Below are 26,179 nucleotides of genomic sequence, written 5' to 3' on the forward strand. Positions count from 1 at the left end.
AAGTATTAATTGCCATTCTTTATCTAAAATAAGCTAATGTTATGAGGAAATACTAAATTTAGCTAAAATATTTGAAAAAAAGGTTGCAAGTATGTCAAATATACCTTTAGTTTCTGTGGTGATGCCCTGCTTAAATGAAGAAGCTGCTATTGGCAGTTGTATTGAGAAAATTCAAAATACATTTAATAAGGCAAGCATTGATGGTGAAATTGTTGTTTGTGATAATGGTTCAACAGATAGAACAGTTGAAATAGCCGAAAGCATGGGTGTAAGAGTCGTACATCAATCTTTGAGAGGCTATGGAAATGCTTATCTCAAGGGTTTTAATAGTGCAAAAGGGAAGTATCTCATTATGGGAGATGCTGATGATACTTATGATTTTCGTTTAATTCCTCAATTTTTAGATGCTCTCATCAACGAAAGCTATGATTTTGTCACAGGTAGTCGTTTTTTGAGCAAAAAAGGTCTAGAGAATAATCCCTTGCTGCATCGCCTAATCGGAAATCCCGCAATTACAGGTGTTCTTAATGGTCTGTTTGGCACTAAATATACAGATGTTTACTGCGGATTTCGTGCCTTTAGTCGTGAAGCTTATGAGTTGATTGAACCCATCAGTCCAGGTATGGAATTCAACTTAGAACTTGCGATAAATGCAGGACTTGCTAAATTGAAGATAAAAGAGATTCCAATTCAATTAGCCCCACGAAAGGGAGAGTCCAAGCTGCGAACACTCCGCGATGGCTGGCGTAGTTTGCGGATGATGTTACTATATGCTCCCAACAAACTATTCATCTATCCAGGAATGTTTTTGCTAACCCTTGGTATACTAATTCATATTGCTGTCTTAGTAGAGTTTTTAAAGTATCAAGGTAGACCACTCGGAGTTGTAACAGGTATATTTGCAACGATATTTAGTGTAGTTGGTTTTGAGATTTTAAGCTTAGGTTTACATGCCAAGACTTATTCATGGAGCCGGCGTTTTGATAAGGATAATTTTTTAATACGAAAGTTTTACAAGTTCTTTAATTTAGAAACTGGTCTATTCATCGGAACAAGTATGATCATTAGCGGTGGTATATTTATTCTGTATCTTACCTTACAGTGGCTTCGTTCTAATCTGCTACCGCTTTCTCATCCAGAATGGTTGACATTTGCAGCAACGATAGTAATCATAGGTTTTGAGATAGACTTTACATCTTTATTTATTTCTGCAATGTCAATGAAAAAGGTAGAACCGTATGAGGTTCCTAGATAGTGATGCAAGTTTTCTCTAAAGTTTTAGCAATACGAACAAGATTTTTGTGTATTTATTTACAGGGTATACTATATGTCAGAAGTACGCGGGATAGATTATTTTGGACGCAACCTACCTTTTAGTAAATTACATATTACAACAGCAGTAAAAGCCAGAAGGAAGATGTATGTATGGTTAAGAAAGCAAGTTGGCAGTGTAGAAGGTAAAGTCTTTTTAGATCATGGTTCAACTCCAGATACTTTTAGAGAAGATAGTAATTGTTTTATTCGATGGTTGATAGAGGATGGAGCAAAAGTTTTTGCTACTTCACCAGAAGACATTAATCACCTAGAGAAAATATTCCCAAGACTAACGGTTGTATCTTGGCCTCCAAAAAAAAGTAATTTTGACGAAGTAGATTACATAATATCGTCGGCTGTAATTGAACATGTAGGTTCAGAAAAAAAACAAATCCAATATATCAATGATCTGCTTCAAATTAGTAATAATATACTGCTAACCACCCCGAACAGATATCACTGGCTAGAATTTCATACTAAAATTCCACTTTTACACTGGCTTCCAAGATACTGGCATCGCAGAATCTTAAAAATTATTGGAATGAATTTCTGGGCTAGTGAAAATAATCTGCACTTATTGTCTCAGCAAGATTTGTGTAAGATAATTAATGCTTCATCAAAAGTTAGTCAATTGAAGATAAATCTTAGTTGGTACGAACCAGTATTTCTAGGTATGGTTTCTAACCTTGTAGTCTTACTATCAAAATAGATAGATATATGCTAGTTTTTTCATGAGGGAATTTTTGTGACACCGCGAGAATGTTGCTTATTGCTTGTATCAGTTATGACCAGTATAGCAGGACAGTTTTTCTTAAAAACAGGAGCAAACAAACTAGGAAAATTTATTACTGAGAATGATATTACTCACATTAACCGTATTATCACAATACCAGAGTTGATAATAGGGTTACTCTTTTATGCTTTAGGTGCTTTAGCTTATATTTTGCTGTTGACTAGAGTGAATCTCAGCATAGCTGCCCCATCTGCATCTCTAGTCTATGTTTTTTCTGTGTTGCTAGGTTACTTTGTATTCAAAGAACCTATTCCCATTACCCGTATAGTAGGTTTGAGTTTAATTATTGGCGGAGTTATATTAGTCGTGTGGAAAAAATAATAATAAAAATATTGCCTTAAAGGTTTAAAACTTTTTATAAGTTCCTTCCTTTAAGCTCAAGCATCTAGAAATATTGGTTATTCTAATTTATAGGATTCATTTTACACGCAAGTGCGAAAATGACAGCATTATAATATAAAACCCGTAAATCGATTTATTACATAACATCTAAATAAAATAAATGACAGCAAAAATTGCAGCTTATATAACTCTCTATAAGGATAAGCAAGCTGCTAGCAAGTGTCTGCAAGCCATTAAATCTCAATCTATACCAATAGATATTGTTTTTGTAGTAGACAATTCCGAGCAAGAATTACTGGAACCTGATAACAGTACATCAACTTTGATACATCATTATCCTGAAAATATTGGTATTGGTCAAGGTTTGACACTTGCGCTGGAATGGGCAATAAAGGAAGGTTATGATTTTTTATGGGCTTTTGACCAAGACAGTTTACCGACGAATAATTGTTTGGAAATTCTGTTAGAAAGTTACAATAAGTTGTCGCTAGAATATAGTGAAAAAATTGGAATTATTGCTCCTACTGCTATTGATTGCAAAACTGACAAAGTTATACAGGGAGCAGTTTTTATCAGAGACCAATTCATCGGTTGTAAGCACAATAAGAATGTTGATTTTTATGAGTGCGGCTCTCCGATAACTTCTGGTTCTTTAATTTCCATTACTGCTGCTAAAACTGTTAACCCCCCTCGTGCAGAATTGTTTATAGATGGAATTGACCTGGATTATGGACTGAGATTACAACAACAGGGATTCCATAATCTGATAGTTACTACAGCTATCATGCATCATAATTTCGGTAATCCAATCAAAGTAAAATTTTGTCAACGAGAAATGACTATTCACCAATACTCTAGTCTACGTAACTATTACATTAATCGAAACCATACTTATTTAGAAACTCACTATGCTAAAGGCTTATATCGACTAACCAGTTGTGGACGACGCATAAAATATTTACTCCGCAGGATAGTTACAATTTTGCTATATGATCCAGAAGAAAAAAAAGTAAAAATATGGGCTTGTTTGCTGGGAACATTTCACGGCTTTCAAGGAAAGCTTGGTAAAACTTGGTGTTGAGTTTTTAAAAAGAGAATTTAAATAAAGTAATAATCTATAAATAAATTAACATATTATTCAATAAAATTACTTCTATTAGCGTCTCATCTATGAATTAAGTAGTTTTTAACAAGATTAGCTGATGTAATAACTAAAATAAACTACAGTGATTTATTTTTTAATCGTTAATTATTACTCTACAGATTTAGTATTTAAATTAATCACTTCCATACAGAAAACAAGCCATGTTGACTACAAAGTAATTATCATCAATAACTCACCTGATGATAATTCTATTGATAATCTCAAAACTGAATCTGTATTGATTTTTGATGCTGGGACTAATTTAGGTTTTGGTTGTGCTTGTAATTTAGGCTTAAAATGGATCTACATTCAAGATCCCCAAGCCTATGTTTGGATAATCAATCCAGATGCCTATTTAATAGAAAATACTTTAGATAAAGTTAAGCCATTTTTTGAGTTACATCCAGAAATTTCAATTCTTGGTACACTTATCTATACACCGACAGGCGAAGTTTGGTTTGCTGGCGGTCGATTTATTCTGAAAACTGGCGCAATCATTACCCAAAAAAAATTAACAAATATAGATGCAGACTATGTTAATTGTGATTGGGTTTCAGGGTGTAGTCTAATTGTTAATTTGAATAAATTTACTGAATGTCCCCATTTTGACTCTGCTTACTTTCTTTATTATGAAGATGTAGATTTTTGCTTACATTATGCTAGTCAAGAACATCTAGTTGCCATAAATAATAATTTTTTAGTGCTGCATCAACCATCATCTATTACTAATAGGAATAATTTCAAAAAAATTAGAAATAGTACATATAGCTATTTGTTAACAATAGGTAAATACACAAACAAATTTGTATTTAATATTAGATTAATTTTTCAAATCTTAAAGGCGCTCTTAGCGATTATGCTAAAGCCACAAGCTGCATTAGGAAAAATTTGTGGTATATGGGATTATGTCATCAACAACCAGAATAAATAATATGGTTAATTATCATGACATTATTAATTAATCTCTCATTTCTACTAACTCAACCCACAGGCATCACTACCTATGCTCTCAATCTGCTGCCTCATTTGCAAGAACTTTATCCCACACTCCTAGTTTTCCAGAATATTCCTGGTTACAACTGCTACCCAGTTCCTCCTAACCAAACCGCAGAACAAGGGGTTAAAGGTCATTTTGATCGCCTTGTTTGGGCGCAATTTCAATTGCCGCAAATATATAAAAACCTGAAATCGAGTCTCTTATTTTCTCCGCTACCGGAAGCACCCCTTTATAGCAACTGTCGTTTTGTCGTCACATTTTTTGACATGATACCGTTGCGCTTTCCCAAACGCTTCTCACCACTCACACCCTACCACCGCTATTACACTCCCCAAGTCCTTAACCAGGCACAACACATTATTTCCATCTCCCAGACTACGGCTAAAGATATCACCGATTTTTACCAAATTCCCGCCAGCAAAATTACTGCGATTCCTTTAGCACACGATCGCACTCACTTCCGCCCTCTCAACCTCCCCACCCGCAACTACTTTCTCTACGTTGGCCGCCAAGATCCATACAAAAACATCCAGCGACTCATCAGTGCTTTTGCTGCGTTACCTAACTGCAAAGACTATGAACTATGGTTAGTCGGGCCAATTGATTCGCGTTACACCCCAACTTTAAAAGTGCAAGTTGCAGAATTGGGTGTAACTAATCAGGTAAAGTTCCTCGACTATGTACCATATAGCGAACTACCAAAAATCATCAATGAAGCGATCGCACTAGTTTTCCCCAGTCTCTGGGAAGGTTTTGGTTTACCTGTCCTGGAAGCAATGGCTTGTGGTACTCCCGTCATTACCTCCAATCTCTCCTCCTTACCAGAAGTGGCTGGCGATGCCGCGATTCTGATCAATCCCTACAACACCGAAGAAATTACAGAGGCAATGCAGGCGATCGCAACTAATTTCGAGTTGCGATCGCGCCTTTCTAGCCAAGGTATCACCCACTCCCAACAATTCAGTTGGGAAAAAACAGGAAAAGCAACCCTCGAAGTTTTATCCCGTTACTTATAAAAGATAAACTAACGCCAAAATTGGATGCCAGGATTTGGGATTTTGTCAAGGTTTCAGATTATCTTGACTAATAACTTGTAATTAATCCTCAATCCTGATGAAAGCACTAATTCTCTCTGGCGGTAAAGGTACACGTCTACGTCCTCTCACCTATAGCGGAGCAAAACAACTCGTACCAGTTGCTAATAAACCTGTTTTATGGTATGGCATTGAAGAAATGGTCGCTGCTGGTATTACTGATATTGGCATCATCATCAGCCCGGAAACTGGGGCAGAAGTCCAAGCGAAAACCGGAAATGGGGAATACTTTCGAGCTAACATTACCTACATCATACAAAACCAGCCACTTGGACTTGCTCATGCAGTCCAAGTCGCCCGTCCGTTTTTAGGTGATTCTCCCTTTGTCATGTACTTGGGCGATAATCTGATTCAACTAGGTGAATTACGTTACTTTCTGCAACAATTTAGCCAACAACAGCCAGATGCTTTGATTCTCTTACGTTCGGTTGCCAATCCTAGCGCCTTTGGTGTGGCTGAGGTAGATGATAAGGGACGGGTATTACAGTTAATTGAAAAACCCAAAGTTCCTCCTTCAAATCTGGCATTGGTAGGAGTTTATTTCTTTTCTCACCTCATCTATGATGCGATCGCAAATATCCAACCTTCCACCAGAGGCGAACTAGAAATCACTGATGCTATTCAATACCTCATTAATCAGGAAAAGCAAGTTTTAGCCTACAATCTCAAAGGCTGGTGGCTAGACACTGGTAAGAAAGATGACTTATTAGAAGCTAACCGATTAATTCTCGACACTTATTTGACAACATCAATTCTCGGCGAAGTCGATGCTCAAAGTCAGATTATTGGGCGAGTCCAAATCGGTGCAAAATCTAAAGTAATTAACTGTACAATTCGGGGGCCAGTAGTCATTGGTAATAATTGTCATTTAGAAAACTGCTTTATTGGTCCTTCTAGTAGTATTGCTAACAATGTCACACTCATTGATACGGATTTAGAAAACAGTGTAATTTTAGAAAGTGCTAAAATTGCCGGAATTCATCAGCGTATTATTGATAGTGTGATTGGACAAAGGGCACAATTGACTCTTGCACCCCGTCGCCCCAAAGCCTTGCGATTTATGATTGGCGATGACTGTCAAATTGAACTAACGTGATTTATTTGTTAAAAAGAGGATAAGCGATCGTCAAAGGTTGAACACAGTGCCTGTAAAATATAAATGCGAAATTAATCTGACAATCAGAACACTGCGGCACATCCTATAAATAATATTAATGAGCATTGTACATACCAAAATTCCCGAAGTTCTACAACTTGAACCCCAAGTATTTGCAGACGATCGCGGTTTCTTTTTTGAAGCTTACAACGATCAAAAATTTGCTCAACAGACAGGTATTGTTACGAACTTCGTCCAAGATAACCACTCTTATTCTAAGCAAAACGTCCTGCGTGGGCTGCACTACCAAATTCAACAACCCCAAGGTAAACTCATCCGTGCTGTTGTCGGGACTATTTTTGACGTAGCCGTAGATATTAGAAAAAGCTCTCCAACGTTTGGTAAATGGGTGAGTTATGAACTAAGTGCTGAGAACAAACGCCTACTATGGATACCACCAGGCTTTGCTCACGGCTTCCTCGTGCTTTCAGAAATAGCTGAAGTTCTCTACAAAACTACAGATTACTACGCACCCCAAAGCGATCGCACAATCCTATGGAACGATCCAGATTTAGCGATAGATTGGCCTCTGAGTGCGCCACCTATTTTATCAGCTAAAGACCAAGCTGGTAAACCTTTGAGAACTGCTGAAATATTTGATTAAGTACTTTCAAAATTGAAGTAGGTTTCAGAACTAATCAGAATGAGTAAATCAATTCTGCTGATTGGTAGTAATGGTCAAGTAGGTAAGGAACTGCAACAAATCCTCCCTTCTTACGGCGATATTATCTCAGTAGCACGCCCGACAGTAGACCTTACCCAACCCGATACCCTCCGCAGCGTTATCAGATCAAAGCACCCGCAAATCATCATTAACGCCGCAGCTTACACGGCTGTAGACAAAGCCGAAAGCGAACCCGAACTTGCTACCGCTATTAATGCTACTGCACCCCTAATTCTTGCCCAAGAAAGCCAAAAATTAGGAGCTTTTCTAATTCATATTTCCACCGATTACGTTTTTGATGGCAATGGGTGTAATCCTTACCAGGAAACCTACAGGACTAACCCCTTGAGTGTTTATGGTAAAACCAAACTCGCTGGAGAAGAAGCTATTCGGGAAACTTGCGCCCATCACCTTATCCTCCGTACTGCTTGGGTTTATGGAACCTTTGGCAAAAGTAACTTTGTCAAAACCATGCTGCGATTAGGTGCAGAACGTCAAGAACTGCGTGTTGTGGCCGATCAAATTGGTAGCCCGACTTGGGCGCAAGATATAGCCACAGTTATAGCCCAGATGATTCCCCAATTAACCCCAGAAATTAGCGGCACTTATCACTACACTAATAGCGGCGTTGCTAGCTGGTATGACTTTGCCGTTGCCATTTTTGAAGAAGCCCAACAGTTAGGCTTCCCTTTGAAAGTTGAACGTATTGTCCCCATTACAACCGCCGAATATCCCACACCAGCCCGTCGCCCTGCTTATTCCGTCCTTGCTTGTGCAAAAATTTCAGCAATTCTAGGGACTTATCCCCCCCATTGGCGACAAAGACTCCGACAAATGCTCACAGATTTGAAAATTGGGCATAGGGTATAGGGCATGGGGCATTGTTGATTAAGGAATAAGAATTAAATAACATACAATTTATGTCCCTGGCTTACCTCACCCTCAATCCCTCTCCGATATATTGGAGAGGGAAGCTAGAGACAGGATGAAGTTTTCCATTTTATTTAATCTACGTTCCGAAGTTTCTTCCCTATTCCCCACTCCCCACTCCCCATTCCCCATTCCCTATTTCCTTTGACTTTTTAATACTCCCGTTTCTCGTTGTATGGGCAAGACATCTAAAATATCGGTTTGGGAACAATATTTTAAATCTTCTTGACAGTCAAGACGCAACAAGCGTTGACCGTGACTAGCTTGATGAAGTAATCCCAATAAGTTATCTTGCCATTGAGAGTAAAGAGCGATCGCACTAATTACTTCATCATTACCAGCTAGTTCTTCTGCTGACAACGTGGTTTGCTGTAAAAGACTATGAGCGATCGCACCCGCACAAACTGTATCCTCTAAAGAAAAACTGCCTTCCCAACCGGAACCGACAATCCACACGATCTCTGGTTGCAACTCTAGGAGAAATTGCACCACCGCCGCCCGGTTAATTAAGGCTGCTGCTAATACATTTGGGGAGTCTTCTATCCGTTGTAAAGCACGAGTGCCATTTGTGGTACTGATAAACAAACGCCGCCCCTCCACCAATTCTGGTGTGCAGTCGAGGGGAGAGTTACCCAACTCAAAGCCAGCTACTTTTGCGCCGCCGCGTTCTCCAGCCCGCAGACGTTTTTGGGCAGGCCATTTTTCGCTAACTTCAATTAACTGATCTAAATCGCTGAATACTTGTACAGCTTCGCCTCCAGCTGCCAAAACTGTCGCAATTGTGCTAGTGGCTCGCAATACATCGACTGCGATCGCACATTCTGGTACTTTATCCGTTGGAGTCAATTCAGGAGTGTGATATACGAATAGCTTCACGCGCTGGATACACCTGCTTTAATACTACTGCCGCAAATAACATTTTACCTAGTTAATGTCACTAACTATAGTCACATTTGCTGCTGGAGCATTTTTTACCATCAAAATGCACAATGGAATATATAAATGGGAGTGGGGAGTAGGGAGTGGGGAAGAAATCCGCTCATTAGGGGCGGGGTTTTAAGTAAATCTTAAGAGTCCCTAATCCCTAATAAATACTCAAAAAGCCCATTTTTATGATTTTAGACTTTCAGACTTGCTGCACCATCTTGTAATCTAAAACAAGAACAGACCTTCTAAAAGGGGAAAAAGTTACAGCTTCAAGGTTACAGCGCTAAGGGACAAATATTCACTCATTTTCCAGTACAGACGCGATTAATCGCGTCTCTCCCCACTCCCCACTCCCCATTCCCCACTCCCCATCAAAATCGCTATGGCACCTTTACCCGACTACCGCCCTAAACAACTATCTTTAGGCCCATTAGAAGCGGAAATTTTAAATATCATCTGGGAACTTGGTTCAGCCACAGTAAAGGATGTACACGATCGCATTCTGGCTGATCCCAACCGGGAATTAGCTTATACTTCTGTAACCACCGTTCTACGACGCCTCACTGATAAAGGTTGGCTGGCATGCGATAAGAAAGAGCGAGCATTCTATTGGCGACCAATGCTGAGTAAGCAGCAATCAGATATCATTAAAGCTCACGAGCAGTTACAGCGATTTCTGGCGGTGGGGAACCCCGATGTTGTTGCTGCCTTCGCCGATAGCCTAGATGAAGCCGCTAGTGAGCAAATAGCAGCGATCGCTAAACGCATTCAATCTGCACGCCAAGCCAGGGAGGAAAAATGATGCATCTAATAATGATTTTGAATGCTTTGGCAGTTGCCTGGTGGTTAAGATCCTCTTGGAATCAACACCAAGGCAGTTGGAGTTTGCGGTGGAGGCGATCGCTATTTCTATTCCTCTTCCCGCCCCTGTTAATTTTCATGACAGCGATCGCTGTGCTGTTTATGGGGCCTCAAGGACAAATGGGCGGGATGTACACAGGCTCGATCAGCTATGTAGTGGCATTAATTTATTTGGCATTTTTTGCCATTTTATGTATTAAACTTGCCTTCCAGGGTTGGCAGTCTGTAGAATCTGCGCGTAACTGTCCTCTGGTGAATTTGGGGGATAAACGAGCCAGGTTACTGCAAACGGGCGCGTTGTTTGCGGGTCAAATTGGTTTTTGGCAACCAGAATTAGTGGTTAGTCAGGGATTACTACAAACTCTCTCACCACATCATTTAGAAAGCGTCTTAGCCCATGAGCAAGGGCATCACTATTATAGGGATACATTCTGGTTTTTTTGGCTGGGTTGGGTGCGTTCCTGCACTGCATGGTTGCCGAATACAGAGCCTTTGTGGGAAGAACTGTTATCTTTGCGCGAACTCCGTGCCGATGGCTATGCAGCATTACAAGTAGACCCTCTGGTGCTAGCGGAATCACTTTTATTAGTAGTTAGTAGCAGCCCCGTCTTATCGGAAATTTGCTGTGCTGCATTAGGTTCCTCTGGTGCAGATCGCTTAGAACAAAGAATCGAAGCCTTATTAGCGCCACCAGAACCAATCCAAGAAACTCAATTGCAGTCTTGGCATAGTTTTCTTTTGGCATTATTGCCTTTAGTAGCTGTGATATTTCATAGTTAATGCTTGGGAGCATCTCAGTAAAAGCAAATATACCAGATAAGAAACAAGATTCTTGCTCCCTCTCCGAACCCACGGAGAGGGTTGGGGTGAGGTTTTACAAGGCTTTTTACACTCATTGAGATGCTCCCAAGTTGGTTGATCTGAGTCGAAACCAACGACTATGGTAAATTTATTACTACAATTCACCTTAAGCCCAAAATCCTTAGTAGAGAAGCGAAGTCCAATTTCGCATCTTTACAGGTTTAAAATCAGCACCAAAAATCCTTAATCCAAGCGTATTGGAATAGAATTTACTACGATACAAACCAAGTTCAACTGCGTGGACTTGATGAAATAACCCGCGTAGGCGCGTTTTGTCTGTGCAGCCACGATTTCTAATCGCTAAGGCTTTTACAACAGATTTCAAGGAAAGTGAAGTATACAAGAATTCGTTTCAAATCCAGATATAAAGCCTATTTTACTTCTGAATTCTGACTCCTTAATTCTGAATTCTGCTGTATATTTAAAATCCAAAATTGCTAAACTCCCCAGGCTGGATTCGAACCAGCGACCAATCGATTAACAGTCGATCGCTCTACCACTGAGCTACTGAGGACCACCCACGATTTATAATAGTAGGGCTAAAAATAGGATTTGGCAAGTACTTTGGCCAATATTTTTTTTAAATGCTTAATTATAGAAATTTTGCAGCCAAAATCCATTCAGAAACTTAAGCAGAGACTTTTAAATACTAAATATTTACTGTAATCCCATTCGTAATTCAGCCAGACGCTGCCGCGCCTTAGCATCAATGGCATTGGCTAAAAACCTACTCTTAGATTGTTTGCGCGTATGATACTTCTGTCGCATCCGACAAACTGTAGCTTCCACTTCCCCACAGAGTTGTTGTGCCGACAACCATTCAGCCCCATACCCTTGTATCATCAGCTGCTGTGCCCGATCTGATGTAGCGACAATCACACGAGAAATCAGACATTGGGCTATTTGCTGGCGAAAAGAAGCACAAGATTTTTCAATATAAGTATCTGCTGTCTGCCCAAAATCAGTGTAATAAACTGATAAAAGCTCAGTAATAATTTCTTTATTACTAGAGCAATTCTGATATTGGGCATCAAAAACTATTTGAGTTGCATAACCTTGAAACGCACTATAACCAGTCATCGCTTCCACAAGTTCGCCCCGTGCTGCCTCTAGTCCAACACTATCACGCGTTTTTTTAAGGCAAGGCCAAGCGCCTATTATATTGTAGCCGTCCACTAACAAAACGGCTTGGAGTAAGGAACGGGACATGGTTTTTAATCACAATTTTCTAGAGTTTACAAAATTCATTCATAAGTTTTATAATAATTGATGCGTTGTGTGTAGCACTATGTTACACAAGACAAAAATGCGATAAGCTCATAAAACTTACCTTAAAATAGACGCACTAATTTAAAACGCGCCTTTTGAACAAAGGCGCGTGGCATCACTTTATTTAATAGTGCTGAGTGAAAAGACCGCCCAGAAAGAACGAAACATATACTCGGCGCAAAAGTCCTGAGTAGTTTTTACTTTACTCAGAACTCGTAACTCAGCACCTAATTAAGAGGCTTCGCTGTCTACCTCCATCAGACGTTGTTTAAGGCGCTGGGCTTCACCCCCATCAACAAGAGAACCTTTTTCTAGTAAGAAAGCGCCGTCACAGTAATTTAACTCGTCTAATCGATGCGTTACCCACAGGGCTGTAAGACCTCGACTTTTGACAAGGCGGCGGACACCAGCAACTAAATCCAGTTGGCTATCTGGATCTAGTAAGGCAGTGGGTTCATCTAATAATAAGACTTCACAGCGACGGGCGATCGCACCAGCGATCGCGACTCGCTGTTTCTGTCCCCCAGAGAGTGCATAGATAGGGCGTCGTTGCAGGGTAAGCAAATTCACCGCCCCTAGCGCCTCCTCAACCCTGGCTCTTGTAGCAGCAGGTGGCAACTTTTCTTCCACCAAACCAAAAGCCACATCAGCACCAACCGTTGGCATCACCAGTTGATGATCAGGATTTTGGAAGACAAAGCCAACCGGGTGCAAAACCCGAATTTCGCCAGATTCAGGAGCTAATAGCCCCGCCAGCAGTCTAAGTAACGTTGATTTTCCACTGCCATTTGTACCCAAGAGCATCCAAAACTCACCCTTGGGTACTTCTAAAGAGCAAGATTTGATAACTTTCTCTCCATTCGGCCAGCTGAAATTTAAATCCTTGACCTCAATGCCCACTTGAGCCATTTGTCAACCTTGGTTACTCAGCAGCTACAGCGAAAAAGCCAGGAGGTCTGCCACCACCAGGGGTTGTACCATCTTTCTGAACAATCTGCACCCCAGAAATTTCACTAGCGCGGACAGCAATTTTTTTCTCTGTCTTGCCCTCGCACTTGAGTTCCACAATATCAGGGTTCCCAGAGCGTATTGCTGCCAAAATTAGCTGATAGACAGCCTCAGCATCCTCTGCTGACTTACGTTGTACTGAGATCGGGAAAGCAGTGTTTCTGATGCTTAAATCGATGGTAAACATTTAGCAATAATCAAATTTAACTGTGGACTCATTTTAGCGTCAGCTGAGTGATTCTAGGGAAATGGGCATGGGGCATTGGGCATTGGGCATTGGGCATGGTTATTTTCTTTGTCCCCCTACTCCCTGCTCCACATCTATATCTAACTTTATCTAGATCAAAAATTAATTTTTATGACAAATACCCTAGAAAAATTAGCGATTTGCACCTAATATGATTAAAGGTATGTAAAAAATTGTAAACTTGGTTAACAACCCGGTTAACTTTCTGCTTATGGAAGGCTTTTATCTAGCCATCTATAATACAGATACAACCTGTAATTATAAACATTTGGAGATTTGCTCTCATGACCATCGCAGTTGGACGCGCCCCCAGTAGAGGGTGGTTTGACGTTCTAGACGACTGGCTCAAGCGCGATCGCTTCGTATTCGTAGGTTGGTCAGGGATACTATTATTCCCCTGCGCTTTCCTAGCACTAGGCGGTTGGCTGACCGGCACCACCTTCGTCACCTCTTGGTACACCCACGGATTAGCCTCCTCCTACCTAGAAGGTGCTAACTTCCTCACAGTGGCAGTATCCACCCCCGCAGACAGCATGGGACATTCCCTATTGCTGTTGTGGGGACCAGAAGCCCAAGGCGACCTCACCCGTTGGTTCCAACTGGGTGGCTTGTGGCCATTCGTGGCTCTACACGGAGCCTTCGCTTTGATTGGCTTCATGTTGCGGCAATTTGAAATTGCGCGTCTAGTAGGTATCCGTCCTTACAACGCCCTCGCCTTCTCTGCCCCGATTGCGGTATTCGTCAGCGTCTTTTTGATGTACCCCTTGGGACAATCTAGCTGGTTCTTTGCACCTAGCTTTGGCGTTGCGGCAATTTTCCGCTTCCTATTATTCCTGCAAGGCTTCCACAACTGGACACTCAACCCCTTCCACATGATGGGCGTTGCTGGTGTATTGGGTGGTGCTTTATTATGCGCCATTCACGGAGCCACAGTAGAAAATACCTTGTTTGAAGATGGTGAAGGTGCTAATACTTTCCGCGCCTTCAATCCCACCCAGTCAGAAGAAACCTACTCAATGGTGACGGCAAACCGTTTCTGGTCACAGATTTTCGGGATTGCCTTCTCAAATAAGCGCTGGTTGCACTTCTTCATGTTGTTTGTGCCAGTCACAGGCTTATGGATGAGCGCCGTCGGCATCGTCGGTTTAGCACTCAACCTGCGGGCTTATGATTTCGTCTCCCAAGAATTACGGGCGGCGGAAGACCCAGAGTTTGAAACCTTCTATACCAAAAACATTTTGCTGAATGAGGGTATCCGCGCTTGGATGGCTCCTCAAGATCAACCCCACGAACAATTTGTATTCCCTGAGGAAGTTCTACCTCGCGGTAATGCTCTCTAAGAATTAAAAGCTGACCATGACTTGAATCAAGGTTGTGGTTGCTGAAAATTGACACCACCCGGATTAAATAACCTCCTTGTGATCAGCCAATAAAGTGTCAATATTCCCCATTTTCCAGGATCTCCCGCCTTTTGGTGGGGGATTTTTTCTGTATATGGTTAATATCTCTAAATTTATGTGTTATATTAGGTGAAGGTGATAAACCCAGAGTAAATACTCTGCCCTTTTAAAACTAAGACCGCTTAGGCAATAAGGAGGTGATGCCCATGATTGAAAGTAGTAAAAGCATGGGTCATCAGGTTGCAGTTAGCCGGCTGTGTGCCGGGGCTGTTCTCTAAAGTTAGCCTTAGTCATCTTGAGAGACTAAGTTAGCTCAAGTAGCTAGGCAAGCTCGGAGTTCCTTCCGGCAGTCTGGTTGCAACCTGAAGACCCGCTAGACCGCGCTGATTTAGATCAACTGATCTAAACCAGCGCGGATAGTTTTTTGTGGGTGACTTTTGTTTTATCAAGGGTTGCTGTTAAAAACTTAGATGGCGATGCCAACGCATTGAAGTTTTCTTAAAAAGAAAAATATTTTGCATTAAACCTTCGAGTCTGACCAGAAGTGAGCAATAGGCTCTATCTACCAAGTGTGATTTAAATATACACACACGCATTATGCCTTAGTTTCTCCTCTCATACTTTCTGTGTGGAAAATAAAAGGGGTTTGCCTTTATCAGATGCAAGATGTAACAAATCAAATATATAGGAGAGGAATTTTTTGATATGGCACAACTACTCACTAAAGCGGAAATTCAAGAACAAGCAAAGCTTCTGTCAGATTGGACTGTTGAAGACTCCAAGAAGTTGCAAATTACCCGCACATTCAAGGATTTTATCCAAGCAATTGAGTTTGTCAATAAGCTGGTGGAGCCGGCTGAGTCAGCAGGACATCATCCAGATATAGAGATTTCCTACAACAAAGTGAAGATTACACTGACAACACATGATGCAGGCGGGTTGACGCAGACAGACTTTGATGTAGCGCAGGTGATTTCCCAAATCAACTAAGTGATTTCTTCTGACATCTTGCACCAGGCGATTGGAAGTGACCGCGACGCAGACAAAACCCGCCTATCCTTCTCCTGAGATAGACGCAGCCCGTAGCTTGCTAAAGAATAGAGGTATGGGTTTTGCTTTGGAGTGCGCGGGTTTAAATAACCTTGATTCCTGATTTTGTGTTTATTCAAACAATACTAGGGGAACTAGCCTGCGAGAAGGCTTTGCCTACGTTTGTATATAGCCGACGAGTGTGTTCTAACTGGTGTGGGATTTAGACTAGGGCTAAGTGCAAGAAGTGATTTTTCCTGAGAAACTGCTAAGTGTCTAAACCTTTAAGTAATTTAGCTTGCGTAGGGAGCGAATGCCCTAAACTCTACTCCCTACTTAGATATTTAGATAACTATGTGTGACAGTTACTAAGGCGATCCCTCTCCTCTTGCCATCTAGATCGAATGTTTTATAATGTTATGATATAAAGATATGTTTTTGCATAAGTTAATCACATAAGTTTTTAACCCTAAGTTAATCGTTTATTAGCTTTGCAAAAACTAAAATTGTAGTAGTGACGACTATGCCTCATCCACAGGTTTCAATGAGATGTTGCATTTTTGAGATTTAGGTGTAACGAAGCCAATTATCTAAACAAGGTGTGAGGAGTAAAGGAAAATGTCTAATCTCTTGTGGAAATCCTTAGTGGTTAGCCCAGCAATTTTGGGAGCAACATTGTTAGTTTCGACAACAGCAATTGCGGCTCCAAGTACAAGCACTGAAGTATCAGCAGCCAAACAAGCGAGTGTAACGGAAGTTGCCCAACAGCCAGAAATATTGGCTCAAACAACGATAGATCAAGTTAACCGCTACAGCAACGAAGGCAACCAAAATAACTCTCAGTCTCAAGTAACATCGGTTTCTCAATTTTCCGACGTCCAACCCACCGACTGGGCATTCCAAGCATTGCAGTCCTTGGTTGAGCGCTATGGTTGTATTGCAGGTTATCCGAATGCCACTTATCGCGGTAATCGGGCTTTAACTCGGTATGAATTTGCGGCTGGTTTGAATGCCTGTTTAGATCGGGTTAACGAATTGATTGCCACAGCAACAGCTGACTTGGTGACGAAACAAGATTTAGCTACCTTACAACGGTTGCAAGAAGAATTTTCCGCAGAATTGGCAACTCTACGCGGTCGTGTAGATTCCTTAGAAGCGCGGACTGCTGAATTGGAAGCTAATCAGTTCTCCACTACTACCAAACTAGTCGGTGAAGCCATTTTTGGTGTTACTGATGTGTTTGGGGGTAAGATTGGTGACAACAACAATACCGTCTTCCAAGATCGGGTACGTTTAGACTTGCAAACCAGTTTCACGGGTAGAGACGTTTTACATACTCGTCTATCTGCTGGTAATGCAAGATCCTTTGCAACATTTGATAACGCTGGTAATCCGCTTTCTACTGCTGAAGGCACACAAACATTTCAAGTCGGTGCTGGGGATGGTAACAACAGTGTCAAGATTGACCGCTTGACATATGAAGTTCCCATAGGCCCAGCCCATGTTTACCTCGCAGCTAGTGGCGGACGACACAGCCATTATGCTTCCGTCAACAACCCTTACTTTTTCGACCAAACCGACGGCGGTAACGGTGCTTTATCTACCTTGGCTTCTGAAAGTCCCATCTATCGGATTGGTGGAGGTGCAGGTATAGCGCTCAATCTACCCCTTGGTAAAGGTGGCGGCATCCTGGGAAATAGTTCAATCACTGCGGGTTACTTGGCATCGGAAGCTAATAATCCTGGTATTGGTCAAGGTCTGACCAACGGCGACTATGCAGCTCTTGGACAGTTGAACTTTAGTGTTGGCGATCGCATAGCTTTAGCTGCTACCTACGTTCACGGATATAATGGTCCAGGTGGTTTGTTGTTCAACTCAGGTTCCACCTCAGATGGAACTTTTGGAAATGATGTTGCAGTAGGTACTGGACAAGCTAATATTCTGAGTACCACAAATGGATCTTCAAGTAATTCCTATGGTGTGGAGGCTGCGTTTAGACCCAGCGACAAGCTGTCAATTAGTGGCTTCGTCTCTTACCACGATGTCATCGGCTTCGGTGCAAATGATAATTTTCAAGCTTGGAGCTATGGTATTGGAGTAGCCTTACCTGATTTCGGTAAAAAGGGTAACGTTTTAGGTATTTTTGCTGGTGCAGAACCCTATTCCTTTAACCGACCAGGTTTTGTTGGAAATGATATACCTTATCACTTTGAAGGCTTCTACAAGTATCGTGTTTCTGATAACATCTCAATCACCCCTGGTGTAATCTGGTTGACCTCTCCTGGTCAAAACAGCAATAACGACGATGCGATTATCGGTACGCTCAGAACAACTTTCACCTTCTAGAGTGTTGACTATCCACTGACAATTATTGAACTCTATTGCTCCCCGCCATCAGGCGGGGCTTTTTGTTGCCCATAGCAACAACTAACAAACCCCAGTGGTTAACCGGAGTATACTAGAAAAGTTAGGAGTTGTGAGTTAGGAGTTAGGAGTTATGGTGGGTTTTATCTGAAGCCCTGGCGAAGGACATTCGCGGCTACAGAAACTTAGTCCGCAAAGGCGGACTAAGAAAAATTTGAGATTTTGAATTTTGGATTTTAGATTCAAGGAAAAAGCGTTCGATGGTTCCTGAGCCTTGTCGTACCCTTCCCTACGAGATGCCAGGGGCGAACGGGATCTTGCTACGCGTAGCGTCCTGATTTTTAAGGACTGAGCGCTCACGCCGAAATCTAAAATCCAAATTGAATAACTCTTAACTCCAATACAGACGCGATTAATCGCGTCTCTACTCCTAACTCCTAACCCCTAACTTATTGCTGCTTGTGGAACTATCATGTAAATCGGAATACGCAATTCTGGCCTTATTAGAGATGGCGGCTCATTACGAAAGTGGCGAACCTCTGCAAATTCGACAAATTGCAGCACAACAAAACATACCCGATCGCTATCTGGAACAGCTACTAGCAACCTTGAGGCGTGGGGGTATAGTCAAGAGTCAGCGCGGAGCAAAAGGTGGCTATCTGTTAACGCGAGAACCCCGAAAAATAATCCTTTTTGAGATTTTGGAATGTTTAGAAGGGTTAGATGTGCGAACTTGTGAAGAAAACGTTAATTCCAAAACGGTAGACAGTTCGGTTATAGACGAAATTTGGCAAGAAGCAAGTCGCGCGGCAAATTCAGTGTTGCAAAAATATACGCTCCAGGATCTTTGTGAAAAACGAGATTCCCGGCGGCAGTTCGATATCATGTACTACATTTAGTCAAGAGTCATTTGTCATTGGTCATTTGTCATTTGTCATTGGTCATTTGTCATTGGTCATTTGTCATTGGTCATTTGTTGATGACAAATAACTCATAACTCATAACTCATAACTCATAACTCATAACTCATAACTAAGGACTAAATTATGCGAATAGCTCGTAACATTACAGAATTGGCTGGTTGTACGCCCCTAGTGCAGTTGAACCGCATTCCCCAAACAGAAGGATGTGTTGCGGAAATTGTGGTGAAACTGGAAAGTATGAACCCATCCGCATCAGTTAAAGATCGGATTGGGGTGAGTATGATTAATGCCGCCGAAGAGGAAGGGCTGATTACTCCTTTTAAGACAGTATTGGTAGAACCGACCTCTGGAAACACAGGAATTGCCCTAGCAATGGCAGCAGCAGCAAAGGGTTATCGATTAATTTTGACAATGCCAGAGACAATGATTGGGGAACGACGGGCAATGTTGCGGGCTTATGGAGCAGAACTGGAACTAACACCAGGTATGGAAGGCATGAGTGGGGCAATTGGACGGGCGCAGCAAATAGTTAATACTACACCAAATACCTATATGTTGCAGCAGTTTCGCAATCCAGCCAATGCAAGAGTGCATCGGGAAACTACTGCTCTTGAAATCTGGGAAGATACCGATGGACAAGTGGATATAATTGTGGCAGGGGTCGGCACAGGTGGTACGATCACTGGTGTAGCAGAAGTTATTAAAGCACGCAAGCCTAGTTCTAAGGCGATCGCTGTTGAACCAGCCAATAGCCCAGTTTTATCGGGGGGACGACCAGGCCCACACAAAATCCAGGGAATTGGTGCTGGGTTTATTCCCCAAGTCCTAAAGATAAAATTGATTGATGAAGTGATTACCGTCACCGATGAAGAAGCGATCGCCTACAGTCGGCGTTTAGCAAAAGAAGAAGGGCTACTATCTGGCATTTCCAGTGGTGCAGCTTTATGTGCAGCAGTTCGCGTTGCTCAACGTCAAGAAAACAAAGGGCGTTTAATTGTGATGATTCAGCCCAGTTTTGGTGAGAGGTATTTGAGTACGCCGTTGTTCCAAGACCTGGAGGCAAGGTTAGCCGCTAGCGTCAGTTAACGATACATTGAATTAATGGTCAATTCTAAGCACGTTTCTAACCATTACGAAACTCTCAAAGTTAGTCCAAGTGCAAGCCTTGCGGAGATTAAGCAAGCTTATCGCCGCTTGGTTAAGTTGTTTCATCCCGACAGTAATCACCAAACAGCCGATTACGAGCAGATTATCCGCATCAATGCAGCTTATGAGGTTTTAGGCGATAACCAAAATCGCCGCAATTATGACCAACAACTGCAAGATGAGTCTCAAAATTTAAATAGCGATCGCCAACAGCGTACAGCATCGGCGCAAAAGCATTACCAGACAAGACGAAAAACAGGACGGGATGTTGACGAGCAAGTTGAGGAATGGCTGCGCCAAGTTTACCAACCAGTTAATCGCTTACTTTGTAACATTTTGTATTCTCTAGAAGAACAAATGGATCAATTAGCGGCTGATCCCTTTGATGATCAGTTGTTAGATGAATTTCAGGAATATTTACAAGCCTGTCGAGATGACCTCAAGCAAGCACAAATTACTTTTCGCTCCCTGCCAAATCCCCCTAGTCTAGCAAGAACGGCGGCTCATCTTTACTACAGCCTCGATCAAGTAGCAGATGGACTTGAAGAGTTGGGTTACTTTCCTTTGAACTACGATGAGCGTTATTTACACACAGGTCAAGAATTATTCCGCATAGCTACGGGATTACATTGTGAGGCGCAAGTGTCTGTAAATAGTCATTAGTCATTGGTCATTAGTCATTGGTCATTAGTCAAATAACAAATGACTAATGACAACTGACAAAGAAATTAGTTTATGCTGGAAACAGAAAAAGATTAAGAAATTTTAAATTCTGCTCATAGTGTACTCATGCAATGTATTGTTAATCGCCGCGCCCAGTTTTCGGCAAGTCATCGCTATTGGTTGCCAGAACTGAGTGAAGCCGAGAATATTGAGAACTTTGGTGCTTGCTCTAGATTTCCGGGACACGGACATAATTATGTCTTATTCATCTCCCTAGCCGGGGAATTGGATCAATATGGCATGGTGCTGAACTTGTCTGATGTGAAACACGTAATCCAACGGGAAATTACCAGTCAATTGGACTTTTCTTATCTCAACGATGTGTGGGCAGAATTTCAACAAACTCTGCCCACCACTGAGAATATTGCACGGATTATCTGGCAGAGGTTAGCACCCCATTTGCCTCTAGTCCGTGTGCAGTTATTTGAACATCCTGAACTTTGGGCAGATTATATGGGAAACGCAATGGAAGCCTACCTCACCATCAGTACTCACTTTAGCGCTGCCCATCGGCTAGCTCATCCTAACCTCAGTAACGAAGAAAACACTGAGATTTATGGTAAGTGCGCTCGTCCCAACGGTCACGGACACAACTACCATCTAGAAGTCACTGTCAAAGGGAAAATTGACCCACGCACCGGCATGATTGTCGATTTAGTTGCCCTGAATCAAGTGGTAGAAGATTATGTGATAGAGCCATTCGATCACACCTTTTTGAACAAAGACATTTCTTACTTTGCCGAAGTTGTGCCGACTGCTGAGAATATCGCACTTTACATTAGTAATTTACTGCGATCGCCTATTCAGGAATTGGGAGCTAAACTTTACAAAGTAAAATTGATTGAAAGTCCTAATAACTCCTGTGAAATCTACTGTACTGAGTCAGAATCAGAGTCGGCCAGTGCAGCCGTGAATCAGCCAGTATTGGCACAAGTTTAGGTAATTGGAAAGGCATAGGACATAACGCCGTGTTCAACTTTCTTTCAAACCTAACCCCCAACCCCTTCCCTACCAGCGTTGGGGAGCAAGAATCAAAGCCTCTCAGGAGTGGGGGAGAGGAATGGAAGCGGGGTTCTAAGAATAAGTTGCACATCGCTTGATATAGGGAATTTATATCATCCCCATGCCCCATGCCCAGCTAGAAAAGTTTACTAACTAAGCAGTTGAAGCCAGGTAGCAAAGGACTTGTCAATTCATCTTGACTAAATAAAGTAACTGCTAACTTTAATGCAGCCTGTTCACGACGATAAACTTCAACTTTCTTCTGTATAGAATCACAAATCCAATATTCCTGAACCCCTTGCACCGAGTACAGCTTTAGCTTTGTTTCCTTGTCGCGTTTCTCGTTTTTTGCACCGGGAGATAAAACCTCTACTACTAACTCTGGTGCGCCTGTGAGATGGCCAGCTTCATCTAGCAAGTGTTTTAAGCGTTCATGACTTGCCCACACCACATCAGGAATCACATTGTCAGAATCTGAGAAAATAATTCCAGGTGCGATCGCAGCTTTACCTAAACCAGTTTCATCTGACCAATTGTTAAGAACTGTAACAATATTGCCACAACTTGATTGATGATCCCAACTAGGTGATTTAGTCACAAATAGCTCTCCATCAATAATCTCATAGCGATTTTTGCGATCGCTAGCAAAGAACTCTAGATCAGCAGTCGTCCAACGCACTGGAGTTGTTTGCATAGAAACCCCCTAGCATTTTCTTAAATGATATTTTAAAAATACCGACGACGGGCGGAATGTCGCAAATAGCGATAAATGCCCCAGGCTAAAACTCCAAAAAAGAGATTTAGTAAAAACCGAGTAACTATAAACCACAAAATATCACTGTCAAAAAGTTTCGGCGGACTCAAAGGACTAAGAGTTCTGGCTAAGAGAAACAACCCAAAAATAGCGTTTCCACCCAGCACGAGGGCAAACAGTACTAAACTTCTTTGCCAGTAACGGCGCTGGGGTATACGCTCTGAAATCAGGGTAATTACAGATTTACCTTGCACTTTTCGCAGTAATTGTTCCAGTCGCCAAAACATCCACAACAGAAACGGAAATAAACCATAAGTAAGGAAATTTAGGGGTATTGAGTAACGTCCAGCACTAGATAGGAGATTAACTAACCCATGACAAATTACAGAATTTAGCCAAGCCCTAAAAATTAACTTCCTGTCTCGATTTAACCGAGTGTGGGAGGAAATGTATATTCCTAAAGCATATCCCCAAGGTGCAGAGAACATGGCGTGGACTGGCGTGCCGATAATCCGGTCAAGAATTGATGCGGTACCGTGGAAAAGGTAAATCCAATTCTCCTCCGCAGTGAATCCAAAGGCAACGGCTATGGTGAAGAGGAAAACGGTAGAGTGAAGTAATCGATACCTGCGTTGTAGATAGCAAGTGGGGACAACAACTGCTGCCAACTTGCAGCCTTCTTCAATTGGGCCTACTTCCACAAGCTGCCGCAAGGCTATACCAGGAAGCGATCGCTTAATCTGTTGCCAGTCTACAAAAGAGTTGGCTACAATTTCAAAAGCCCATTCGAGGCTAAGGGCTAAGATCCCAGATATTGCCCCGACGATAAAGAACATTAGTAACTTTAACAGAGGTGGGGCAAATGGCACCCGATAGTAGTAGTAGCCTAGCAGCAGCAACGGTGGTATTGCTGCCCACAATAGTAGAGAAAAATCAACCACTCACCTGAGCAATTATTGTGCGGTGACGGTGAGTATTGTTAGTGATAGTGGGAGTTTGGAAACCCGCTTCAACAATAGCTTGCTCAATGTCCAAAGCAAAATATTCATCTAAATACGGTTCAGTACTTTTGAGCAAGGTCAAAATGTAAGCTGGCATTTTCTGGTAAACTTCAGATTTCGGATTCATGTCCATGATTGCCAAGTAGCCACCCGGACGCAGCACACGCCGCATTTCAGCTAAAATCTGTCGGGTTGCTGATTGTGGTAGTTCGTGGCACATCAGAAAAATGGAGACTAAATCAAACGAGGCGTCTGGTAGTCCAGTTGATTCAGCTTGGGCATGAAGCCAGTTTATTTTAGCTTGACGTTGTTGAGCGCGGTAATTGGCAACGGCTAAGAAGTAGGGAGATAAGTCCAAGCCGATAATTTTAGCTTGAGAATAAACTGCTTGTAGGGCAAAACTACTCAAGCCAACACTACACCCTACATCTAAGATATTTTGCGGCTCGTTAGGGATTTGACTTTTGAGGATATTGTGGTAACTTTGGCGCAGCATCGGATCGCCTTGTGCTTGGGCGTCCTGCCAAATCTTAGCGTGGACAGCGTAAGCAGCAGGTTCTACCTCAAAAGCGGCTTGCCAACTGAGATTTCCGGTTTCATAGGCATGGAATGAGGTGACGTAGTAATCGGGGTAGGAAAGCTGGGGATTTTCTACTTGAGCTAGATCAGCCTTCCAATCAAGCGCCTGTAGTGTCTCGACTTCTTGCGTCCAAGGCACACCAATTGTCTCGGCACGTTTAATCATCATTTGTCTAGCTTGATGTTTGGCTAGGTTAGCTAAAGGCTTGATTGCCAATATGCCATTTACCAAGCGGGAAGCTAAACCAAGATTAGTGTTTACAGCAGCAGTCATAAATCAGTTTGCAGTTAACAGCCTTTTCTACTTATGACATAGTTCCAAATTGCATAGTCAAATATAGTCAGACATCCGCAATTTAGGTTTAAGCAACCCTACATTCAGCATGAACACGCTTAAATAGTGGAGTTATCCGCCTTGGATGTACTACCAGACATCCCCTATCCCTTAGAATAGACTTGAGAGAGTCGAAACCTTCAGGATTACTTTTTCTGCCGATGTTGAACGAGGCGTTCACGTCGGCATGAATTTTGAAACCACCCTTACTCACATACCACGCACGTTGAATACGTCTCCCGGAGAAGATGTGCTTACGAAAGTTGTTATGGTTATAAGTTGGGATAATGTCCCAATCAATAACAGAAGCCTTACTTGTATAAGATTCTTCTGCAACCTTAACTGTGATGCCGACTCGTTCTAGTTTATAAGTCAGCATTTCGATAAATTTAGCGTGTGGTATTTGAGTAAAATTCTGGTTTGTACGCTTCCCTAAATTAAGACGTGTTTTCCATTGTTCATTTTTTCCGATTGATACGTGGGTTACACCAAGAGATAGAAACTCATTCACAATCATTTTCGTGGATTGATGTAAATATGAATCCACGAATTGATTGCGATTACGAACGATATTCGCAATTCGCGTTGATTTGGCTTTACTATTGGGCAGAAAACCTCGAAACTTTGCAACCTGCTTGTTATAAAACTGGTTTGCTGATTTCAATGGTTTGCCGTTTAGAATAATTGGCTGTATCTTTGGATCGTTAAAAACAATCGTCGCTAGATTATCTAAACCAATGTCTATTGCTGCATTCAACTCAGGATTGAAGCGACAATTGAAGTCTGACAACTCTGGAATTTCATAAACTACTTCGATAACAAAGCATCCGGTTTTTGGGATAATTCGCACTTCACACAAGTCATCAAACTTTAGTCCAGGTTTTACCGGAATCTTAATTGGCGACATTGATGGGATAACCGAACCTTTTCTAAATTCTCTTTTACCAATTGCTTGATTATTGAACAAAACTTCGGTTTTTATCATCAACATAATTAGGTGGCTTTGGTCTACCCGTAAACTTACTTGAATCAAGTTTATAGGCTGCCAATGCTTTGTAGTAAGCAATCCAGGCATCTGCATTCTGTTTGAGAACGAGTTGGGCTACTTTGGCTGGCATTACTTTGTAATTCTCGTTTTGTTTAAATAAAGTGTCTAAGCTAGCTTGTGTTTGTGTTCCCCACCCGTAGAAAAACCCTTGGCGCTGAGTAAATTGAGCAGTGTTATAAAGCTGTCGGGAAAAGGTGGTAATATCACTGCAATAATCAAACCACTCATGTCCATACTTGATTATGTGCTTTTCGACTTGACGCATATTG

Annotated in this window: 27 protein-coding genes and 1 tRNA gene; 18 read left to right on the forward strand and 10 right to left on the reverse strand. The window is 41.8% G+C overall.

The features are described from left to right. The first annotated feature begins 91 nt into the window (after positions 1-91). From V7K27_RS19420 to rfbD, 9 genes are all read left to right on the forward strand, one after another. Positions 92-1,255 (forward strand): glycosyltransferase family 2 protein, encoded by a 1,164-nt coding sequence (locus V7K27_RS19420; RefSeq protein WP_334949722.1) that lies wholly within the window; start codon positions 92-94, stop codon positions 1,253-1,255. Between the two features lie 72 nt (positions 1,256-1,327). Further along, positions 1,328-2,023 (forward strand): hypothetical protein, encoded by a 696-nt coding sequence (locus V7K27_RS19425; RefSeq protein ID WP_334949723.1) that lies wholly within the window; start codon positions 1,328-1,330, stop codon positions 2,021-2,023. Between the two features lie 36 nt (positions 2,024-2,059). Then, positions 2,060-2,428: an EamA family transporter gene (locus V7K27_RS19430; protein WP_334949724.1), complete on the forward strand. Its 369-nt coding sequence runs from the start codon at positions 2,060-2,062 to the stop codon at positions 2,426-2,428. 181 nt (positions 2,429-2,609) lie between these two features. Then, positions 2,610-3,530 carry a glycosyltransferase family 2 protein gene (locus tag V7K27_RS19435; RefSeq protein ID WP_334949725.1) on the forward strand — a complete coding sequence of 307 codons (921 nt, stop codon included), beginning with the start codon at positions 2,610-2,612 and terminating at the stop codon, positions 3,528-3,530. Between the two features lie 145 nt (positions 3,531-3,675). Beyond that, positions 3,676-4,524: a glycosyltransferase gene (locus V7K27_RS19440; RefSeq protein ID WP_334949726.1), complete on the forward strand. Its 849-nt coding sequence runs from the start codon at positions 3,676-3,678 to the stop codon at positions 4,522-4,524. A 14-nt stretch (positions 4,525-4,538) separates the two neighbouring features. Continuing rightward, positions 4,539-5,606 (forward strand): glycosyltransferase family 4 protein, encoded by a 1,068-nt coding sequence (locus tag V7K27_RS19445; protein ID WP_334949727.1) that lies wholly within the window; start codon positions 4,539-4,541, stop codon positions 5,604-5,606. 97 nt (positions 5,607-5,703) lie between these two features. Next, the gene (locus tag V7K27_RS19450; RefSeq protein WP_334949728.1) at positions 5,704-6,780 is read left to right on the forward strand and encodes a glucose-1-phosphate thymidylyltransferase; all 1,077 of its coding nucleotides are present in this window, start codon (positions 5,704-5,706) and stop codon (positions 6,778-6,780) included. A gap of 118 nt (positions 6,781-6,898) precedes the next feature. Continuing rightward, on the forward strand, positions 6,899-7,444 hold the full coding sequence (gene rfbC / locus V7K27_RS19455; protein WP_334949729.1) for a dTDP-4-dehydrorhamnose 3,5-epimerase: 546 nt from the start codon (positions 6,899-6,901) through the stop codon (positions 7,442-7,444). 39 nt (positions 7,445-7,483) lie between these two features. Then, positions 7,484-8,374 (forward strand): dTDP-4-dehydrorhamnose reductase, encoded by an 891-nt coding sequence (rfbD, locus tag V7K27_RS19460; RefSeq protein ID WP_334949730.1) that lies wholly within the window; start codon positions 7,484-7,486, stop codon positions 8,372-8,374. Positions 8,375-8,569: 195 nt separating this feature from the next. On the opposite strand, the gene V7K27_RS19465 is transcribed toward rfbD, so the two are convergent. After that, positions 8,570-9,310 carry a 2-phosphosulfolactate phosphatase family protein gene (locus V7K27_RS19465; protein ID WP_334949731.1) on the reverse strand — a complete coding sequence of 247 codons (741 nt, stop codon included), beginning with the start codon at positions 9,308-9,310 and terminating at the stop codon, positions 8,570-8,572. Positions 9,311-9,743: 433 nt separating this feature from the next. Here V7K27_RS19465 and V7K27_RS19470 point away from each other — a divergent pair, with 433 nt between their 5' ends. Both V7K27_RS19470 and V7K27_RS19475 read left to right on the forward strand, forming a co-directional pair. Further along, positions 9,744-10,163: a BlaI/MecI/CopY family transcriptional regulator gene (locus tag V7K27_RS19470; RefSeq protein ID WP_334949732.1), complete on the forward strand. Its 420-nt coding sequence runs from the start codon at positions 9,744-9,746 to the stop codon at positions 10,161-10,163. Next, positions 10,163-11,002 (forward strand): M56 family metallopeptidase, encoded by an 840-nt coding sequence (locus V7K27_RS19475; protein WP_334949774.1) that lies wholly within the window; start codon positions 10,163-10,165, stop codon positions 11,000-11,002. The genes V7K27_RS19470 and V7K27_RS19475 overlap by 1 nt, the downstream gene beginning before the upstream one ends. Positions 11,003-11,525: 523 nt before the next feature. Here the strand turns inward: V7K27_RS19475 and V7K27_RS19480 are convergent. From V7K27_RS19480 to V7K27_RS19495, 4 genes are all read right to left on the reverse strand, one after another. After that, a tRNA-Asn gene (locus V7K27_RS19480) sits at positions 11,526-11,597 on the reverse strand. A gap of 143 nt (positions 11,598-11,740) precedes the next feature. Beyond that, entirely contained in the window at positions 11,741-12,292 is a 552-nt protein-coding gene (locus tag V7K27_RS19485; RefSeq protein WP_334949733.1) for an NYN domain-containing protein, read from the reverse strand. A gap of 291 nt (positions 12,293-12,583) precedes the next feature. Then, a complete protein-coding gene (locus V7K27_RS19490; RefSeq protein WP_334949734.1) occupies positions 12,584-13,261 on the reverse strand; it encodes an ABC transporter ATP-binding protein in 678 nt (225 codons plus the stop codon). 13 nt (positions 13,262-13,274) lie between these two features. Further along, positions 13,275-13,547 carry a hypothetical protein gene (locus V7K27_RS19495; protein WP_012410874.1) on the reverse strand — a complete coding sequence of 91 codons (273 nt, stop codon included), beginning with the start codon at positions 13,545-13,547 and terminating at the stop codon, positions 13,275-13,277. 344 nt (positions 13,548-13,891) lie between these two features. Here V7K27_RS19495 and psbD point away from each other — a divergent pair, with 344 nt between their 5' ends. The 7 genes from psbD (at position 13,892) to V7K27_RS19530 (ending at position 22,131) form a co-directional block, all read left to right on the forward strand. Further along, positions 13,892-14,947, forward strand: coding sequence for a photosystem II D2 protein (photosystem q(a) protein) (gene psbD / locus V7K27_RS19500; protein WP_334827233.1), 1,056 nt, complete (start codon positions 13,892-13,894; stop codon positions 14,945-14,947). A gap of 765 nt (positions 14,948-15,712) precedes the next feature. Continuing rightward, the gene (locus tag V7K27_RS19505; RefSeq protein ID WP_334949735.1) at positions 15,713-15,997 is read left to right on the forward strand and encodes a 4a-hydroxytetrahydrobiopterin dehydratase; all 285 of its coding nucleotides are present in this window, start codon (positions 15,713-15,715) and stop codon (positions 15,995-15,997) included. Positions 15,998-16,654: 657 nt separating this feature from the next. Then, a complete protein-coding gene (locus V7K27_RS19510) occupies positions 16,655-18,382 on the forward strand; it encodes an iron uptake porin (protein ID WP_334949736.1) in 1,728 nt (575 codons plus the stop codon). 479 nt (positions 18,383-18,861) lie between these two features. After that, positions 18,862-19,299: an RrF2 family transcriptional regulator gene (locus V7K27_RS19515; RefSeq protein ID WP_334949737.1), complete on the forward strand. Its 438-nt coding sequence runs from the start codon at positions 18,862-18,864 to the stop codon at positions 19,297-19,299. 147 nt (positions 19,300-19,446) lie between these two features. After that, complete coding sequence (gene cysK, locus V7K27_RS19520; RefSeq protein WP_334949738.1) at positions 19,447-20,409, forward strand: cysteine synthase A; 963 nt, start codon at positions 19,447-19,449, stop codon at positions 20,407-20,409. Positions 20,410-20,424: 15 nt separating this feature from the next. Beyond that, positions 20,425-21,132 (forward strand): J domain-containing protein, encoded by a 708-nt coding sequence (locus tag V7K27_RS19525; protein WP_334949739.1) that lies wholly within the window; start codon positions 20,425-20,427, stop codon positions 21,130-21,132. 126 nt (positions 21,133-21,258) lie between these two features. Then, positions 21,259-22,131, forward strand: a complete 873-nt coding sequence (locus V7K27_RS19530) for a 6-carboxytetrahydropterin synthase (RefSeq protein ID WP_334949740.1) — start codon at positions 21,259-21,261, stop codon at positions 22,129-22,131. Between the two features lie 199 nt (positions 22,132-22,330). On the opposite strand, the gene V7K27_RS19535 is transcribed toward V7K27_RS19530, so the two are convergent. The 5 genes from V7K27_RS19535 to V7K27_RS19555 all read right to left on the reverse strand — a co-directional run bounded on the left by V7K27_RS19535 (position 22,331) and on the right by V7K27_RS19555 (position 26,175). Then, positions 22,331-22,888: a Uma2 family endonuclease gene (locus V7K27_RS19535; protein ID WP_334949741.1), complete on the reverse strand. Its 558-nt coding sequence runs from the start codon at positions 22,886-22,888 to the stop codon at positions 22,331-22,333. A gap of 32 nt (positions 22,889-22,920) precedes the next feature. Next, on the reverse strand, positions 22,921-23,889 hold the full coding sequence (locus V7K27_RS19540; protein ID WP_334949742.1) for a PrsW family intramembrane metalloprotease: 969 nt from the start codon (positions 23,887-23,889) through the stop codon (positions 22,921-22,923). Continuing rightward, a complete protein-coding gene (locus tag V7K27_RS19545; RefSeq protein WP_334949743.1) occupies positions 23,882-24,802 on the reverse strand; it encodes a class I SAM-dependent methyltransferase in 921 nt (306 codons plus the stop codon). Before V7K27_RS19545 ends, V7K27_RS19540 begins: the two co-directional genes overlap by 8 nt. A gap of 88 nt (positions 24,803-24,890) precedes the next feature. Beyond that, a complete protein-coding gene (locus V7K27_RS19550; RefSeq protein WP_334949744.1) occupies positions 24,891-25,847 on the reverse strand; it encodes a transposase in 957 nt (318 codons plus the stop codon). After that, a complete protein-coding gene (locus V7K27_RS19555) occupies positions 25,819-26,175 on the reverse strand; it encodes a hypothetical protein (protein ID WP_334949745.1) in 357 nt (118 codons plus the stop codon). Before V7K27_RS19555 ends, V7K27_RS19550 begins: the two co-directional genes overlap by 29 nt. Positions 26,176-26,179: the final 4 nt, after the last annotated feature.

Source organism: Nostoc sp., assembly GCF_036919575.1.
GTDB lineage: Bacteria > Cyanobacteriota > Cyanobacteriia > Cyanobacteriales > Nostocaceae > Nostoc.